Genomic DNA, 14,330 nt, shown 5'->3' with positions numbered 1-14,330 from the left:
TCGGGGAGGACTCGAAATTATGAGCTTCAAACGAAATATTGCGGGCGCCGTCAGTGCCGTCGCTCTGCTTGCAGCCTTCAATGTGAGCGCCAAGCCGGTAACCGATGCCGACATCGCCAATGATGCCAACAATACCTCCGAAGTCCTGACCTACGGCATCGGCACCCAGGGCCAGCGTTTCAGCCAGCTGGACAAGCTCAACACCGACACGGTGGCCAAGCTGACGCCGGTATGGGCCTATTCCTTCGGCGGCGAGAAGATGCGCGGCCAGGAAAGCCAGCCGCTGATCCAGGACGGCACCATCTACGTGACCGGTTCCTATTCGCGCCTCTTCGCGCTGGACGCCAAGACCGGCAAGCACAAATGGACCTACGAGGCCCGTCTTCCCGACGGCATCATGCCCTGCTGCGACGTCATCAACCGTGGCGCGGCGCTCTATGACAATCTGGTGATCTTCGGAACCCTGGACGCCAAGCTGGTGGCCCTGGACAAGGAGACCGGCAAGGTCGTCTGGAAGAAGGACATCGAGGATTACAAGGCCGGCTATTCCTTCTCGGCCGCGCCCCTGATCGTCAAGGGCAAGATCATCACCGGCGTGTCGGGTGGCGAATTCGGCATCGTCGGCAAGGTCGAGGCACGCGATCCCAAGACCGGCGAGCTGATCTGGTCGCGTCCCACCGTCGAGGGCCATATGGGCACGCTCAACGGCAAGGAGAACGGCATCACCGGCACCACCAATGCTTCCTGGCCCGGCGATATGTGGAAGTCGGGCGGTGCGGCCACCTGGCTGGGCGGAACCTACGACCCCGAAACCAACCTGATTTTCTACGGTACCGGCAATCCGGCGCCCTGGAACAGCCATACCCGTCCCGGCGACAATCTCTATAGCGCCTCGACCCTGGCCATCGACCCCGATACCGGCAAGATCGTCTGGCATTACCAAACCACGCCCCATGACGGCTGGGATTTCGACGGCGTCAACGAGCTGGTCTCGTTCGATCTGGTCAAGGATGGCAAGACCATCAAGGCGGGCGCCAAGGCCGACCGCAACGGCTATTTCTTCGTGCTCGACCGCACCAACGGCAAGTTCATCAGCGCGACGCCCTTCGTGAACACCATCACCTGGGCCACCGGCTTCGATTCGGCGGGCAAGCCCAAATTCGTTCCCGACAACCGTCCTGGCAAGCCCACGGCCGATGGCAAGGGCAAGTCTGTCTTCGCGGCTCCGGCCTTCCTGGGCGCCAAGAACTGGATGCCCATGGCCTATAACCCGGACACCAAGCTGTTCTACGTCCCGGCCAATGAATGGGGCATGGATATCTGGAACGAGCCGGTCACCTACAAGAAGGGCGCCGCCTATCTGGGCGCCGGTTTCACCATCAAGCCGCTGCACGACGACTATATCGGCGCGCTCCGCGCCATCGATCCGGCCACCGGAAAGATCGTTTGGGAATACAAGAACTCCGCCCCGCTGTGGGGTGGCGTGCTGACCACCAAGGGCAATCTGGTCTTCACCGGAACCCCCGAAGGCTTCCTCAAGGCCTTCGATGCCAAGACCGGCCAGGAATTGTGGAAGTTCCAGACCGGCTCGGGCGTGGTGGGTGTGCCCGTGACCTGGGAAATGGACGGCGAGCAGTATGTGGCCGTCGCCTCGGGTTGGGGTGGCGCCGTGCCGCTGTGGGGCGGCGAGGTCGCCAAGAAGGTCAAGGACATCAGCCAGGGCGGCATGCTTTGGGTGTTCAAGTTGCCCAAGTCCTAGTGTTATGATCCTCCCGTCAACTGGGGTCGGGCTTGCGCCCGGCCCCGCTTTCTCTGGAGGTCTGGCTGTGCGGGTACTTATCGCAGACGACCATCCGTTGTTTCGCGACGCTCTGCGTCATGTGGTGGGCCAGTCCTTCGATTCCGCAGACTGTCTCGAGGCCTGCGACTTCAATCAAATCGGCCCTTTCCTTGATGCAGACGAGCCGCTGGACCTGATTCTCCTCGACCTCAACATGCCGGGCATGGACGGGTTCACCGGCCTGCTGCGCCTGCGCGAAGATCTTCCTGACACTCCCATCATCGTGGTCTCGGCCAGCGAGGAAGAGGATGTCATCGAGCAGGCCCTGGCCTGCGGCGCCGCCGGTTTCATTCCCAAATCCTCGTCCAAGGAACGCATGTGCGAGGCGGTTGGACTGGTGATGAGCGGCGAAATCTTCCGGCCCGAGGAGATCTTCGGAACCAAGGCCAAGGTCATCGATCCGCTGCTGGAGGAAAAGCTTGGCTCGCTCACCCATCGCCAGCGCATGGTTCTGTCCCTGCTGGCACGGGGGAAATCCAACAAGCAGATCGCCTACGAGCTGGATGTGACCAACACCACGGTGAAGGCGCATATGACCGCCATCCTGCGCAAGCTCAAGGTCACCAGCCGCACCCAGGCGGTGATTGTCGCCAGGCAGATCGGCCGCTTCTGACCCACCCAACCCATCTTCGCCATACAGGGCGCCGCAATCTGATTGCGGCGCCTTTTTTGTCGCTTCGTACATAAGTACAAGTGTTGCCATTTTGGCGTAGTACTATACTGTATGTAAGTACAGACGTTGTGCGTTGCAATATTGTTGCCTGTTTGTATTACGACTATTACCTATCTTATTTGTTCTCGTCTCATGACATAGCATCGCCCCGATATTGCCACTCGCCAGCGAGCGATACAGGGGGTTTGCTATGCGCAGAATTTCTTTGTTCTTAACCACGGCACTGTGTTCAGTCGGGGCGGTCTCTGCGCTTTCCCCTTCGGCGCAGGCCGAAATCGTCCTGATGGGCAACGACCCCGCCGGCTGGGTCTTCTCGGTCGACGGCTTCGTGAACGTTTTCGTCACCAATTCCACCAGCGACTCCGCGCCGTCCAAGAGCGGGCGGACCTATCGCAACGTCGCCTATTCCATCGGTTCGGGATCGAGCAATGCCGGTAACGGCATGCATGTGATCTCGGGCTTTGTCCCCGAGACCTTCGGCTTCAACGTCAAGTCACCGGACCTGGACGGCAACAAGCTGACCGCACGCCTGTCGCTGCAGACCAGCGTCAACAACCCCGGCAGCCACAACTGGGACGGCGATGGCGCTTCGGGCGGCACTGTCGGCCTGATCCGTGAAGCTTTCGCCACCTATGGCGGCAAGTGGGGCGAGGTTCAAGGTGGTAAGTCGCTGGGTATCTTCGGCGGCCAGGCCATCATGAACGACATGTACATCTTCGGCGTCGGCGCGGGCCTGAATTCCAAGGGCCAGGGCTATAACGCGCTGAACACCACGGTGGGCGGCATCGGCTACGGCTATACCTATGCCGGTTGGAACGGCAATGTCCGCTATACCACCCCGGCCTTCGCGGGTGGTTTCAAGGCGACCGCCGGTATCTTCGAGCCCAATGCCATTGGCTCCGATGCCTCCAATGCCGTATCGGGAACCAAGACCACCGTGCCGCGCTTCGAGGCTGGCGTGAACTGGGCGGGCAAGCTGGGATCGGCGCCCACCGCGCTCTATGCCAACGGCACCTGGCAGCAGGCGGGCCTGACCGGCACGCCGACCCTGATCACCGGCCAGACCTATACCGGCAACGCCAAGAACGTCTACGTGTTCGGCGGCGAAATCGGCGGCAAGGTCTCCATCGGCAGCGTGGATCTGGTGGCCCACGGCTATTACGGCGAAGGCATGGGCCTGTCGGGCGCCCAGTTGTCCTTCGACAGCATCGACGCCATGGGCAACACCAAGGCCGGTTACGGCTTCTACGCCCAGGCTGGCTACAATTTCGGCCAGGGCACCACGCTGTCGGCCCGTTACGGCGCTTCCTACGTGGACCAGACCAAGTACGAAAAGGCCGAGAGCCTGGCCACCGCCAGCACCGTCACCTACACCATGACCAGCAAGGACATGGCCGGTGTTCAGCTGCGTCACGAGATCAACAAGTGGATCCGTGTGGTGGGCGAATACAACTACGTGACCAACAACTGGTCCGATGGCGCCAGCCAGAAGGAACAGATCGGCGCTCTCGGCGTCGTGGTCACCTACTAAAACATACTGAAAAGCGCAGGAGATACCCATGTCCCGGAACCTTCGTAGCCCAATCTATGCTTTGGTTCTGGGATGTGCGGTCCTTGTCGGGTCCCCGCCATCCGTTGCTCTTGCGGACAGTGCGGGGACCACTTTGTGGGAAGCCCGTTGGCAGCATGTCCGCCTGATCGCGCGCGATGGCGGCGGCGGCAATGCTCATCCCGTCACCTTGTCCAAATCCGATATCCGCAACGGCCTGGCGCAATTGCGCCTGGACAACGGCGATGGTGAGCCGGTGGAACTGCTCACCGCCGATGAGCGCGTCTTCGTGGCCGAGCAACTCTCCAAGGCCCTGGCCAAGGCCGGCCCCGATCAGGATGTCAGCATCGCCACCATCGGCATGCGCAAGACCATCCTTGGTCTGAACGAACCCCGCCTGACCACGCTGCGTGCCTTCATGGGAACGGATGGCCTCAATCTCATTCTAGGTGAAGCTCAGACCGAGCCGCCCAACGATACCGGCACCTATCAGAAGGTGGACCCCCGGCTGGTCTCCTTGGTGGAGGGCCGCCGCGCCGCTCCCGCCAGGGGCGACGCCCGCTGGAAGATTTCGTCCGCGGCCAATTCCGCCGTCGCTCTCCGCCGCTCGGACTGGGCCGTCATTCCCGCCGCCGCCATGGCGGTGCCCGAGCCCGGTTCGGAAGCGGCGCAAAAGCAGGCCCAAACCCAATTGGAGGAAATGCAGCGCCAGATGCAGCAGATGCAGCAGCAGATGAAAGCCGCGCCCGCTTCTACCGCCGCCCCCGCTCCGGCCTCTCCCGCGCCCGCCGCCCCCGTGGCGGTGGAAGATCGGCTGCGCACCCTCGACCAGCTGAAGGCCAAGGGTCTGCTAAGCCCGAAGGAATATGCCGCAAAGCGTAAGCAGATCATCGATTCTTTCTAATAAATCAATGATGTAGACCAAGGTCGAATTGCCCGGTTGCCGAGCCTTGCCCAAGATCGCTCCATGTCATGGGAGGCATGGATGGGCAAGAGGGGCGTGCTGTTTTGCGGGACGGCGCTTTGGGTTGTGGCCCAGGCTGCCGCCTGGGGGCAAGAGGTGGTCAAGGTGCCCATGGTGGACGTCATCGGCGTCTCGCCCGTCCCCGGCACCGGCATCAGCCGCGATCAGATGCCCAGCAATGTCCAGGGCCTTGACGGCGACGTGCTGGATCGCGCCAAGGGCGCCACCGTTTCCGACCTGCTGGAACGCCGCCTCGGTTCCGTCTCGCTGTCCGATACGGGCGGCAATTCCTTTCAGCCCAGCCTGTCCTTCCGCGGATTCAACGCCTCGCCGGTGATGGGCGAGCCCCAGGGACTGGCGGTCTACCAGAACGGCATGCGGGTCAATGAGAGCTTCGGCGATCTGGTCCACTGGGAGATGATCCCCACCTTCGCCGTAAACCGTGCCGACATTCTGCCCGGCGCCAATCCGGTCTTTGGATTGAACGCCCTGGGCGGAGCCATGGTCATGGATATGAAGACCGGCTTTTCCTTCCAGGGAACGGAGATGATGGCCGCCGGAGGTTCGTTCGGGCGCTACAAGGCCGTAGCGCAACACGGCGCCAAGGCGGAGAATTTCGGCTTTTACGGCGGCATCGGCCATATGGGAGAGGAGGGCTGGCGGCAGCGCTCGCCCTCCGAGCTCAGCCAGATGTTCGGCGATGTTGAGTTTCGTGGCGAGCGGTTTACCGGAGGGCTCAGCCTGTCTTTCGGCAATTCCGATCTGACCGGCAACGGCCCCAGCCCGGTGGAGCTGCTGCATAACAGCCGTAGCGCCATCTTTACCTCGCCCGACACTTCGCAGAATCGTCAGATCAGTCTTTCCGGCCGGGGCAATCTGGAGCTGACCGATACCCTATCCCTGCAAGGCGCCGCCTATTTCCGCAATGTCAGGCACCGCACCTTGAACGGAGACGCCAATACCGCTGGCGCCTGTTCGTTCGACGCCACCATCTTGTGTTCTGATCCCAACGGCGCCGACGAGGCGCAGCTTACCGATATCAACGGCAACACCGTGCCGGTGAGCGCCAAGGGCAGCGGCATCATCAACCGCACGGAAACCAACACCAACTCCCTGGGCGCCAGCCTTCAGCTCGCTCTGGACAAGCCTGTCTGGGGATTGCGCAACACCCTGATCACCGGCCTGTCCGAGGATGAGGGCCATACCCGCTATCACAGCGAAAGCGAGGTGGGCTCGCTGCAAGGCGATCGCAGCATCGGCGGCAGCGGGGTGATCCTCGGCACCTCCACCTACTGGACGGATATCAGCGCCCATAACCGCACCATCGGCGTCTATTTCAGCGATACCCTGTCGCTGACCGACCGTCTGACCCTGACCATGGCGGGGCGCTATAACGCTGCCGAGGTGGTGCTGGAGGATCGCTTCGGCACGGATCTCAACGGGCGTCACATGTACGAGCGTTTCAATCCTGCTGCCGGTCTGACCTATCAGCTGTCGCCCGAGCTGACCGCCTTTGCCGGATATGGCGAGGCCAATCGGGCGCCCACCGCCGCCGAATTGTCCTGCGCCGACGCCGCCAAGCCCTGCCGTTTCCCCAATGCCTTCCTCTCGGACCCGTCGCTGCGCCAGGTGGTGTCGCGCTCGGTGGAGACGGGGTTGCGCGGCCGCAGCGAGGCTGCGGACAAGTCCTGGTCCCATGCCTGGTCGCTGGCCGGTTTCGGCACCCAGAACCAGGACGATATCCTCTTCGTGGCCTCGGGCCAGAGCACGGGAACCGGCTATTTCCGTAATGCCGGACGCACGCTCCGGACCGGTCTGGAGGCTTCCGACCGGGGGCGCTTTGGCCCCATGGGATGGTTCGTCAACTATTCGCTCGTGCGCGCCACCATGGATAACGACGTTACCTTGCGCAGCCCCAACAATCCCGGCGCCGATGCCAACGGTAATATCTTCGTGCGCCGGGGCTCGCCCTTGCCTGGTATTCCCATGCACAGCCTGAAGATGGGCGGCAGCTATGAACTGACCGATGCCTGGCTGGTGGAGATGGATGCCGCCTTCTATTCCTCGCGCCGCCTGCGGGGAGACGAGGCCGGGCTGGGGCGCCGTCTGGGCGGCTACGAGGTTTTCAACGCCGAGACCGAGTACAAGCTGGCCGACTTCGCCTCGGCCTTCCTTCGGGTCGATAATCTGCTGGATCGCCGCTACGAAAGCTTTGGCCTCTATGGCAGCCCCACCAGCGTATTCTCCTCCTTCTCGGACAATCAGTTCCGCACGCCGGGCGCGCCCCGGTCCTTCTGGGCTGGGCTGCGGGCCAGGTTCTAGACCATCGAACGTCAAATATGACGCACGATGGTCCAGATTATGTTTGCCCCTCGCCGGGCGCGCGCTTGACTGGCGGCTGGTCGCGGCATGCGCCAGATTTGGCGCGCGCCGCTCTAAGCGAACGGTCCCGCAGGCGGTGGACCCTGGCGGTCCAGTTCGGCCATTTCCGCATCGGTGAAGACGCGCGAGCGGGTGTGGAAGGCCTTGCCCTCGGGGCCTTCCAGCGAGAAGGTGCCCCCGGTGCCGTCGATCACGTCGATGATCAGCTGGGTATGCTTCCAGTATTCGAACTGAGCCTTGCCCATATAGAAGGGCACATCGCCGATCTCGCCCAGGAAGACGTCGCCCGCCCCCAGCGTCAGTTCGCCGGGTAGGAAGCAATTGGCCGCGCTGTTGTCGCAACAGCCGCCCGACTGGTGAAAGAAGAGCGCACCGTGTCGGCGTTTCAGAGTCTCGATGAGATCAAGGGCGGTTTGGGTGGCGATGACCCGTGCGACCATGGGGAACCTCCCAGAAAAAAGCGCCCGGCGGCAAGCCGGGCGCGTCAAGGCGTCAAAGGGGAGCGAAGTGCCGCCCGGCCATCAGAAGAAGCCGAGCTTGCTTTCGCTGTAGCTCACCAACAGGTTCTTGGTCTGCTGGTAGTGGTCGAGCATGACCTTGTGGGTCTCGCGGCCGATGCCCGATTCCTTGTAGCCGCCGAAGGCCGCATGGGCGGGATAGGCGTGGTAGCAATTGGTCCACACACGCCCGGCCTTGATGGCCCGGCCCATGCGGTAGGCCACGTTGCCGTTGCGGCTCCACACGCCCGCACCCAGGCCGTAGAGGGTGTCGTTGGCCAGTTCCAGGGCATGGGCCTCGTCCTTGAAGGTGGTGACCGCCAGGACGGGGCCAAAGATCTCTTCTTGGAAGATGCGCATCTTGTTGTGGCCCTTGAACAGGGTCGGCTGGATGTAATAGCCGTCGTTCAACTCGCCGCCCAGATAGGCGCGCTCGCCGCCGATCAGCAACTGGGCGCCTTCCTGCTTGCCCAGGTCCAGATAGGACATGATCTTGGTCATCTGCTCCTTGGAGGCCTGGGCACCGATCATGGTGTCGGTGTCGAGCGGGCTGCCCTGCTTGATGGCGGCGACGCGGCCGAGGACGCGGTCCATGAACTTGTCGTAGATGGATTCGTGGATCAGGGCCCGCGACGGGCAGGTGCAGACTTCACCCTGGTTGAAGGCGAACAGGACCAGGCCTTCGATGGCCTTGTCGAAGAAGCCGTCATCGGCCTGGGCCACGTCGGGGAAGAAGATGTTGGGCGACTTGCCGCCCAGTTCCAGCGTCGCCGGGATCAGATTGTTGGCGGCGGCCTGGGCGATGACGCGGCCGGTGGAGGTGGAACCGGTGAAGGCAATCTTGGCGATGCGCTTGGAGGACGCCAGGGGCATGCCCGCCTCGCGGCCATAGCCGTTGACGATGTTCAAGACACCCGGCGGCAGCAGGTCGGCGATCAGCTCGGCCAGGATCAGGATGCTGATGGGGGTGGATTCGGCGGGCTTGAGGACCACGCAATTGCCGGCGCCCAAGGCGGGGGCCAGTTTCCAGGCGGCCATCAGGATGGGAAAGTTCCAGGGAATGATCTGGCCGACCACGCCCAGAGGCTCGTGGAAGTGATAGGCGACGGTGTTCTCGTCGATATCGCTCATGCCGCCTTCCTGGGCGCGCAGGCAGCCCGCGAAGTAGCGGAAGTGGTCGACCGACAACGGAATGTCGGCGGCCAGGGTCTCGCGGATGGGCTTGCCGTTATCCACCGTCTCGGCATAGGCCAGCAGTTCCAGATTGGCTTCCAGGCGGTCGGCGATCTTGAGCAGGATATTGGCGCGTTCGGCCGGAGGGGTCTTGCCCCAGGCATCGGCGGCGGCATGGGCGGCGTCCAGGGCCAGCTCGATATCCTCGGCGCCCGAGCGGGCCGCCTTGGTATAGGCCTTGCCGTTGATAGGCGTGATGACGTCGAAGTATTCGCCCTTGACCGGGGCAACCCACTTTCCGCCAATGAAATTATCGTATTTGGCCTTGTACTGGACCTTGGCGCCGGAAGTGTTCGGAGAGGCGTACAGCATGGTGGCTCCTCATGGATAGAGCGGTGAAAACAAGCCGTTGCCGAGGGCCCATTGGCGCGATGGCGCCGATATCAGGGCTTGGCATCTGCTATGGATACCGCGTGCTGAGGGAGACTTTCCATGCGACCTTGGTCGAATTTTCCGGTCAATAACCGTAAAAATTCACAGGAAATCGCATCGCAGCGCCCTTTTCCTAGAAAAAGAGCGGTCGCCGTGGTGACGGGAGTTCTATTGCGGGGAGATGGTGACCTTCACGTCCACGGGCGGGGCGGAATAGGGGGCCGAACTCACCAGGATGGCGGCCCCCGCCTGGGCATAATCGGCGGCATTGGCGGCGGTGACACCGCCAGCGGCGGCAATCAGGATGCCGCACGGCCCGACGCGTTCCGTCACCTCCGCCGTCTGAGCGGGGGTGAACTTCTCCAACTGAATGACATCGGCCCCGGCCGCGGCGGCAGCCTCCGCCTCATCTTGTGAGGTAACCTCGACCACCACCTTCTTTTCCGGGCAGGCGCGTTTCAGGCGGCTGATGGCCTCGGCCAGGGTGGTCTGGCCCAGCAGGGCCCGATGTTCGGGAAACAGCAGGATCGAATCGGAAAGCCCCAGGCGATGGGGGGTGGCGCCTCCCGCGATGATGGCCTTGATGGCCACGGCCTTGGTGCCGGGAAAGGTCTTACGGGTGCAGGCGATCACCACATCGGGGCGCACCGCGCGGGCGGCGGCGACCATGCCGGCGGCGGAGGTGGCAATGCCCGAGGCGTATTCCACCAGGGTCTGGGCGACCTTCCATCCCGTCAGAATGGCATCGGCCGGACCCGTGGCCGACAAAAGCACATCCCCGGCCGCCGCCTGGGTGCCGCTGGCCGCGTTCAGCGTGACGGTGCAGCCCAACCGGGCCAGGATGCGCGCCGCTTCCTCGGTGGAGGAGGCGACCAGGGCTCCGCCCGCCCGGAACACCATGACGGTGGGAGTGCCCGACAACCCCAGCGAGCGGGTGGTGAGATCGCCATGAGGCGCATCGTCGAGGATAAAGCGGTCAAGCTCGGCATCGGTGATATGGAGCATGCCTAGTCCTTCCCCCCATAGCATTCGCTGTAATCGGGACAGATGTCGCAGACCGGCGATTTGCACACATAGACTCCCTCGGCCATGCACATCTCGCGGTAAAAGAACTTCTTCCAGCGCATGCCGTTGACATTGCGCGCCGCCACCTTGGGGAAATGGCGGTGCAGCATGTCGGACAGTTCCTTGCGGTTTCTCAGGCCCAGGCTGACCCACAGATGTTCGGGCTTGAGCGAGCGCCGCGCCACCACATGGGCCAGCCAGTCCTCGATCTCGTCGCCCCGGGCGCGCCCGTCCAGCAAAAGGGCGCGGTAATCGGGCTCCTCGATGGAATCCTCGCCCGCGTTGGCATCGCTGCTCACCAGATCGCCGAGGGCGTAGGCATGCGGAAAGACGGCATCCAGCAGGCGGGCGAAAACAGAGCGCCCGAGCCCCAGGGCCTCGGTCAGGGGGGCGTGGCCCTCGCCCCAGGCGGCGGCGATGACCGAGGCCAGTACATGGCGGTCCAGGGGATCGACCGCACTTTCGGCGGCCATCAATCTTTCATAGACGGACGGGTCCTTGATCTTGGCGGTCTCAAAAGTCATCCGTCGATGTTTTCCCGTCGATAGCGCTGCTCCGCCTGGCGGAGCCACAGGGGTGGTTGTCCCCTCATTCCATCACGCAAAGCCTCCAAAGCCAAGGCGATGGGTTCTCCCGCAAATTTGCGGATGGGTATCACATGGGTTCGGGCCAGTCCGAATTCACCGTCCGGGCCCACATCGGCCACCAAGGCCAACTGGCAGCCTTCCATGGCCTTGAGGCGCGGCGCCAGTTTGGAGTGATCGCCATCCTGGCGCCCGGTGGGAAAGGTTGCCATATCCAGATAGCAATACCCTTCCGCATCCACCTCATAAATCATCAGATGCCGGGCCCAGCCGAGATGGGCATCGATGCGGGCCAGATCCTGGGTGGCGATGGCGATTTTCATGGCGCCCCTCCGCCCTAGTTGATCTTGAAGCCGTATTTGGCGAAGACGCCCTTGGCCTCGGGGCTCTTGATGGCGTCCAGCAGGGCCTTGGCCGCCGGGGTTTCCTTGCCCGCGATCAGGGCGAAGGGATAGACGATGGGATCGTGCATGGTGTCGGGGAAGACTCCGACCACCTTGACCTTCTTGGAGACGGCGGCGTCGGTGGCGTAGACCACGCCCAGCGGCACCTCGCCGCGTTCGACGAAGGCCAGGGCGGCGCGCACCGAATCGGTCGCGGCGATCTTGGACTCGATGGCCTTCCACTGCCCGGCCCGCTCCATGGCCTGCTTGAAATAGAGGCCCACGGGGACGCTTTCGGGATTGCCAGTGGCGATGCGGCCTGTTCCCGCCAGGACGGCGATGTCGGTCTTGGCCGTCAGTTCGATCTTGCCCTGCTTGGCGTCAAGGGGGGCAATCAGAACCAGGGTATTGCCCAGCAGATTGAAGCGGGTTTCGCCGTTGATCAGCTTCTTGTCGGCCAGATAATCCATCCACTTCAGATCGGCGGAGGCGAAGACCTGGCCGGGGCCGCCCTGTTCCACCTGCTTGGCCAGGGCCGAGGAGGCGGCGTAGGACGGGACCATCTTGTGGCCGGTCCTGGCGGTGAAGCTCTCGCCGATTTCGTTCAGGGCATTGGTCAGCGAGGCCGCGGCAAACACAACCACATCCTCGGCATGGGCCCGGGCCGTGACAGAGAGGGAAAGGGCAAGGCCGGCGACGGCCCCCAGCAGGCGCTTGATCGGCATCGGGTCACTCCTTGGATCGGAACGAAATGTAGTTAAGGTATATAGCGATGTGGCCCATTCGGCAACCAGGAATGGGAGGTATGAAAAATTGTATGAGCGTTCAATCCATAGGATTATTTGGAGTGTAAATTTGTCCGTCCAGGGTTGTTATAAATGCGCGCCAAATCATTTTCGGTATTTATCTCGACAATATAGCGGTGTGTTGCGGCGCGGTTTGTGTTTATCTCGCCAGGTCGTTTTGTATTTCACTTTCATAACGGTCTGGGCTGTAGTCCATTGACAATGGTTGTATTGACTGTGCGCCGAATTTAAATAATGTGATGTTTGGGCCGTTGACCGGTCCATTTCAATTTCAGTCGGAGATTTTCCATGAAGCTCAGCGCGCGCAACAATCTGAAGGGCAAGGTCGTGTCCATCGACAAGGGGCAGATCGTGGCCAAGGTCAAGATCGACGTGGGCGGCCAGTTCATCACCTCCCTGGTGTCCAACGAGGCCGTCGATGATCTCGCCCTCAAGATCGGCGACAATGTTCAGGCGATCATCAAGTCTTCCGAAGTGATCATCGGCAAGTAGTCCGCCACAAAGGGTCCATGGCTCAAGGCCCCGGTCTGAAATGCCGGGGCCTTCGCTATTTCGGCTGAGGCCTTGCCCTGCTGGGAGCCCTGGACCGCCAAGGCCGAATCATCCGGGCGGCGGTGTAAGTCAGGGGAGGGGCGACTTTGGCGCCTTCTTGCACTTGGCGCGTCCCATGCCGGTAATCCGGCATTCGGTGATCTCATCCCACAGACGGATGACCAGGAAGATCTCCGTGCCGCGATATTCGATCAACACATTCTGAAACGATGAGGTTTCCAGGATCGGGCGTGCCGTCAGGTCGCGGAAGACCAGGAGGGGACAAGCCTTGACCCGATCGCAGATGGCCACCGATTCCAGGCTGATCAGAGTCGTCCCGCGCGAGCGTCCGACGCTGAGCCTCAAGGGGCGTCCCGCCGCCTTGGCCTTGGCGAAATGGGCGCGGCCCCATTTCTCGGCCGCTTCCAGTTCGGGGGAACTGGCGTCATAGGAAAATTCGATGAAGATCTTGTTGCCTTCGACGGTTTCGGCGCGGGCAGGCAGGCAAAGCAGCAAGAGGAACGCGGCGATCGCTGCCCGGATCACTGGGCGATCTCGTGGAACTTGCCGAGGTCTAGGGCGCGGCGGCCGTCGGGCAGGGTGGTAAAGACATCCACGAAGTGGCCGCCCCAGATGATCTCGTCGCAGGAATAGGCGTGCCGGGCATGGACGTTCTGGGCGAAGGCCTCGTGATGCCCGGTGAACAGCACCAGAAATTCCGAATGGCTGTTGCGCAGCGTCTCGTCGGTCTCGCCATAGATCGGACTGTGATGGTCGATGGGGTGCATGACCGTCCAAGACAGCGAGAAGATGGGCGAGCGCGACCGGGTCAGAGTCAGATCATGGAAGCGGCGGAACACCATGCCTTCCTGGCTGATTTCGCTTCGGACCAGCACCAGATGGACGTCGGCCTCGATGATCTGCTCGATCCTGAGATTGGCCAACCGCATCATCAAGGTGGGTTTGCCCTCGAAATCCGAGATCACCATGCGGGAACTGAACAGCACCCCTGCGGTGGGGCGCGTGAAGCGGGCATAAATCAGGCTGGCCGCCACCGCCAGACCAAGCATGCCGCACAGGGCTTCGAGGGTGACCAGGGTATTGGCCAGCGGCCCGATGGGAATCAGCTTGCCATAGCCGATGGTGGCCATGGTCTGGACGCTGAAGAAGAAGGCGTCGGTGAACGAACCGGGGCGGGCATTCTCGATGACGTCGCCGCAGGCCAGATAGGCCAGGGCGAACAGGGCGTTGGTGACCAGATAAAGGCCCGTGATGAGGGTGATGAAGACCGGCCAGGAGACCGTCAGCAAGTCGTGGTAATGGTCATCCAGCCAGCCGCGCTTTTCCAGGCCCAGGCGCGTGATGTTGCTCGAGCCGTCGGAATTGAGGATGCGGGGCTTGCGGGCTGGCGGTTTCATGCCTCCCGTCATGCCAGAGACCGCGTAAAAAGT

Annotated in this window: 14 protein-coding genes; 6 read left to right on the top strand and 8 right to left on the bottom strand. The window is 62.5% G+C overall.

Translation table 11 applies throughout. From position 1 onward, the window contains the following. Nucleotides 1–19: 19 nt before the first annotated feature. The 5 genes from CCC_RS06210 (at nt 20) to CCC_RS06190 (ending at nt 7,348) form a co-directional block, all read left to right on the top strand. The gene (locus tag CCC_RS06210) at nt 20–1,759 is read left to right on the top strand and encodes a PQQ-dependent methanol/ethanol family dehydrogenase (RefSeq protein WP_041040341.1); all 1,740 of its coding nucleotides are present in this window, start codon (nt 20–22) and stop codon (nt 1,757–1,759) included. A gap of 67 nt (nt 1,760–1,826) precedes the next feature. Next, entirely contained in the window at nt 1,827–2,453 is a 627-nt protein-coding gene (locus CCC_RS06205) for a response regulator (RefSeq protein WP_041040339.1), read from the top strand. Nucleotides 2,454–2,796: 343 nt separating this feature from the next. Beyond that, nucleotides 2,797–4,044 carry a hypothetical protein gene (locus CCC_RS06200; protein WP_009870251.1) on the top strand — a complete coding sequence of 416 codons (1,248 nt, stop codon included), beginning with the start codon at nt 2,797–2,799 and terminating at the stop codon, nt 4,042–4,044. A gap of 133 nt (nt 4,045–4,177) precedes the next feature. After that, on the top strand, nt 4,178–4,966 hold the full coding sequence (locus tag CCC_RS06195) for an SHOCT domain-containing protein (protein WP_009870252.1): 789 nt from the start codon (nt 4,178–4,180) through the stop codon (nt 4,964–4,966). Between the two features lie 81 nt (nt 4,967–5,047). Further along, on the top strand, nt 5,048–7,348 hold the full coding sequence (locus CCC_RS06190; protein ID WP_052472956.1) for a TonB-dependent receptor: 2,301 nt from the start codon (nt 5,048–5,050) through the stop codon (nt 7,346–7,348). Nucleotides 7,349–7,461: 113 nt separating this feature from the next. On the opposite strand, the gene CCC_RS06185 is transcribed toward CCC_RS06190, so the two are convergent. From CCC_RS06185 to modA, 6 genes are all read right to left on the bottom strand, one after another. Next, entirely contained in the window at nt 7,462–7,848 is a 387-nt protein-coding gene (locus CCC_RS06185) for a DUF779 domain-containing protein (RefSeq protein WP_009870254.1), read from the bottom strand. Nucleotides 7,849–7,929: 81 nt separating this feature from the next. After that, nucleotides 7,930–9,450, bottom strand: a complete 1,521-nt coding sequence (gene adh, locus CCC_RS06180) for an aldehyde dehydrogenase (RefSeq protein WP_009870255.1) — start codon at nt 9,448–9,450, stop codon at nt 7,930–7,932. Between the two features lie 228 nt (nt 9,451–9,678). Further along, the gene (gene modD, locus CCC_RS06175; RefSeq protein WP_009870256.1) at nt 9,679–10,515 is read right to left on the bottom strand and encodes a ModD protein; all 837 of its coding nucleotides are present in this window, start codon (nt 10,513–10,515) and stop codon (nt 9,679–9,681) included. A 2-nt stretch (nt 10,516–10,517) separates the two neighbouring features. Next, on the bottom strand, nt 10,518–11,099 hold the full coding sequence (locus tag CCC_RS06170) for a nitrogen fixation protein NifQ (protein ID WP_009870257.1): 582 nt from the start codon (nt 11,097–11,099) through the stop codon (nt 10,518–10,520). Next, entirely contained in the window at nt 11,096–11,482 is a 387-nt protein-coding gene (locus tag CCC_RS06165) for a NifB/NifX family molybdenum-iron cluster-binding protein (protein WP_041040337.1), read from the bottom strand. Before CCC_RS06165 ends, CCC_RS06170 begins: the two co-directional genes overlap by 4 nt. A gap of 14 nt (nt 11,483–11,496) precedes the next feature. Then, a complete protein-coding gene (gene modA, locus CCC_RS06160) occupies nt 11,497–12,267 on the bottom strand; it encodes a molybdate ABC transporter substrate-binding protein (protein WP_041040335.1) in 771 nt (256 codons plus the stop codon). 369 nt (nt 12,268–12,636) lie between these two features. Between modA and CCC_RS06155 the strand changes: the two genes are divergently transcribed. Continuing rightward, nucleotides 12,637–12,840, top strand: a complete 204-nt coding sequence (locus tag CCC_RS06155; RefSeq protein ID WP_009870259.1) for a TOBE domain-containing protein — start codon at nt 12,637–12,639, stop codon at nt 12,838–12,840. Between the two features lie 129 nt (nt 12,841–12,969). Here CCC_RS06155 and CCC_RS06150 read toward each other — a convergent pair whose 3' ends face one another. Further along, on the bottom strand, nt 12,970–13,425 hold the full coding sequence (locus tag CCC_RS06150) for a hypothetical protein (protein WP_009870260.1): 456 nt from the start codon (nt 13,423–13,425) through the stop codon (nt 12,970–12,972). Next, entirely contained in the window at nt 13,422–14,297 is an 876-nt protein-coding gene (locus tag CCC_RS06145; protein WP_009870261.1) for an ion channel, read from the bottom strand. Before CCC_RS06145 ends, CCC_RS06150 begins: the two co-directional genes overlap by 4 nt. Nucleotides 14,298–14,330 lie beyond the last annotated feature (33 nt).

The sequence above is a fragment of the Paramagnetospirillum magnetotacticum MS-1 genome, assembly GCF_000829825.1.
GTDB classification, from domain to species: Bacteria; Pseudomonadota; Alphaproteobacteria; order Rhodospirillales; family Magnetospirillaceae; genus Phaeospirillum; species Phaeospirillum magnetotacticum.
Note: the sequence above shows the minus strand (reverse complement) of the source record. Positions and strands in the feature narration are given on the sequence as shown.

What these genes read in the sequence shown, in the direction of transcription:
- CCC_RS06210 (WP_041040341.1), top strand. Translation starts at nt 20, where the DNA reads ATGAGCTTCAAACGAAATATTGCGGGCGCCGTCAGTGCCGTCGCTCTG.
- CCC_RS06200 (WP_009870251.1), top strand. Translation starts at nt 2,797, where the DNA reads ATGGGCAACGACCCCGCCGGCTGGGTCTTCTCGGTCGACGGCTTCGTG.
- CCC_RS06190 (WP_052472956.1), top strand. Translation starts at nt 5,048, where the DNA reads ATGGGCAAGAGGGGCGTGCTGTTTTGCGGGACGGCGCTTTGGGTTGTG.
- CCC_RS06185 (WP_009870254.1), bottom strand. Translation starts at nt 7,848, where the DNA reads ATGGTCGCACGGGTCATCGCCACCCAAACCGCCCTTGATCTCATCGAG.
- adh (WP_009870255.1), bottom strand. Translation starts at nt 9,450, where the DNA reads ATGCTGTACGCCTCTCCGAACACTTCCGGCGCCAAGGTCCAGTACAAG.
- modD (WP_009870256.1), bottom strand. Translation starts at nt 10,515, where the DNA reads ATGCTCCATATCACCGATGCCGAGCTTGACCGCTTTATCCTCGACGAT.
- CCC_RS06170 (WP_009870257.1), bottom strand. Translation starts at nt 11,099, where the DNA reads ATGACTTTTGAGACCGCCAAGATCAAGGACCCGTCCGTCTATGAAAGA.
- CCC_RS06165 (WP_041040337.1), bottom strand. Translation starts at nt 11,482, where the DNA reads ATGAAAATCGCCATCGCCACCCAGGATCTGGCCCGCATCGATGCCCAT.
- modA (WP_041040335.1), bottom strand. Translation starts at nt 12,267, where the DNA reads ATGCCGATCAAGCGCCTGCTGGGGGCCGTCGCCGGCCTTGCCCTTTCC.
- CCC_RS06155 (WP_009870259.1), top strand. Translation starts at nt 12,637, where the DNA reads ATGAAGCTCAGCGCGCGCAACAATCTGAAGGGCAAGGTCGTGTCCATC.
- CCC_RS06145 (WP_009870261.1), bottom strand. Translation starts at nt 14,297, where the DNA reads ATGAAACCGCCAGCCCGCAAGCCCCGCATCCTCAATTCCGACGGCTCG.